Consider the following 1565-nt stretch of genomic DNA (forward strand, 5'->3'; position numbering starts at 1 on the left):
AGGAAGAAGATCATCGCGCCGCTGACGCGGTGCAGGATCGACACGATGCCCGAGGGCGGCAGACGGTAGGAAACGATCTGCGAGATGTGGATGTTGCGATAGACGGGTCTTTGCTTGAGCGTGTCTGCCATGGTGCGGCCTTGCATGTAGTTGGTGGATGTACTGGAGAGATGTGCAGCCGACCGCGGCAATATCCTGGAGCTGAAAGCAATTCGGGCCGCGCCCTGGACTGGCTCTCATTGCCTGGCGCTGCTTGCAGCGCTGTGTGGCGTGGCAAACGCCAGCCGCGGAACAAGGACCTACGGGCCCCTGATCGCGGCGGCAGCGCTTGAGATGGCACAAGCAGCCGGTACACGCCGGCCGGGCCTGAGGATGTTCGCCTGCTCTGGGAGCCAGGCTCAGTTCAATCCGAGGAGTTGGCGTGCCTGTTCGGGCGTCGCAACGGGGCGGCCGTGCTGTTGGCACAGATCCACTACGGCACGCACCAGCGCGGCGTTGGACGGCGCCAGCGTATCCTTATCCAAGCGCACGTTGTCCTCCATCCCGGTGCGGCAATGCCCACCCAGCTCGAGCGACCAGCGCGCCATGGTCACCTGGTCCCTGCCAATGCCTGCGCCCGTCCAAGTCGAGCCCGGTGCCAAGCGCTGCAGCGTGCGCACGTAGAACTCCAGCACCTCCCGGTCCACGGGCATGGCGTTGCGGATGCCCATCACGAACTGCACGTGCAGCGGCCCCTTGATCTGGCCCTGCTGCTGAAGCTTGGCCGCCTGGAAGATCATCGACAGGTCGAACGCCTCGATTTCGGGCTTGATACCCAGGTCGCGCATCTCGGTGGCCAGCCACTCGACCAGATCCGGGCTGTTGTCATAGACGCGGGTCGGGAAATTCACGGAGCCCGTAGCCAGCGAGCCCATGTCAGGCTTGAGTTTCAGATGGGAGCCGCGCTCACGTCCGGCGCCGGAACGCCCTCCGGTGGAGAACTGCACAATCATGCCCGGGCAGTGCTTGCGGATGCCGTCAAGCACTTGAGCAAAACGCTCCGGTGAAGAAGTCGTGGTCCCATCGTCGTTGCGCACGTGCAAGTGCACCAGTGTCGCACCGGCTTCAAAGGCCTCGTGCGTCGACTCGATCTGCTCCTGGACGGTGATGGGTACCGCAGGGTTATCGCGCTTCTGGGGTAAAGACCCAGTGATGGCGACAGTGATGATGCAGGGTTGGGTCATGTCTGTGTCTCCATGGCGAGGGAGGCGCCCGCCATACGGCGGCGTACTTGGCATCTGGCGCTGAGCCAGAGCCGGGATAAGAAAGTCAGCAGGCGGGGATCACTGGTCGCTGAACCCGTGCGGCCTCGGCCCGCGATTCCGCAAGTAGGCTTGCTAGGCAGTGGCGTGCGGCGTCTTGTCCAATACCGGTTCCGGAGTACCGGTAGGCCGGCTCTGCGGTGCGTTGCCAACCTTGATGCCGGACTTCGACTGTCTCGCCATCAGCTCCGCCACAGCGGCCACGGCCAGGGCCGTCATGTTGATGACGCGGCGCACGGTGGCCGAGGGGGTGAGGATGTGCGC

The 1565-nt window shown here is 64.2% G+C and carries 3 protein-coding genes; all 3 read right to left on the reverse strand.

The annotated features are described in order from the left end of the window. On the reverse strand, nt 1-131 hold a 131-nt coding region (locus H537_RS55830), incomplete at its 3' end, for a succinate dehydrogenase, cytochrome b556 subunit (RefSeq protein ID WP_441293979.1). A gap of 267 nt (nt 132-398) precedes the next feature. After that, nucleotides 399-1223 (reverse strand): 3-oxoadipate:acetyl-CoA acetyltransferase, encoded by an 825-nt coding sequence (locus H537_RS0119005; protein WP_028999087.1) that lies wholly within the window; start codon nt 1221-1223, stop codon nt 399-401. A gap of 153 nt (nt 1224-1376) precedes the next feature. After that, nucleotides 1377-1565, reverse strand: a 189-nt coding sequence (locus H537_RS54525; protein ID WP_043459280.1) for a hypothetical protein, incomplete at its 5' end; no start/stop codon positions are given.

This window comes from Azohydromonas australica DSM 1124 (assembly GCF_000430725.1).
GTDB lineage: Bacteria > Pseudomonadota > Gammaproteobacteria > Burkholderiales > Burkholderiaceae_C > Azohydromonas > Azohydromonas australica.

Excerpts from the sequence above, each read along its gene's own strand:
- H537_RS0119005 (WP_028999087.1), bottom strand. The coding sequence starts at position 1,223 with ATGACCCAACCCTGCATCATCACTGTCGCCATCACTGGGTCTTTACCC.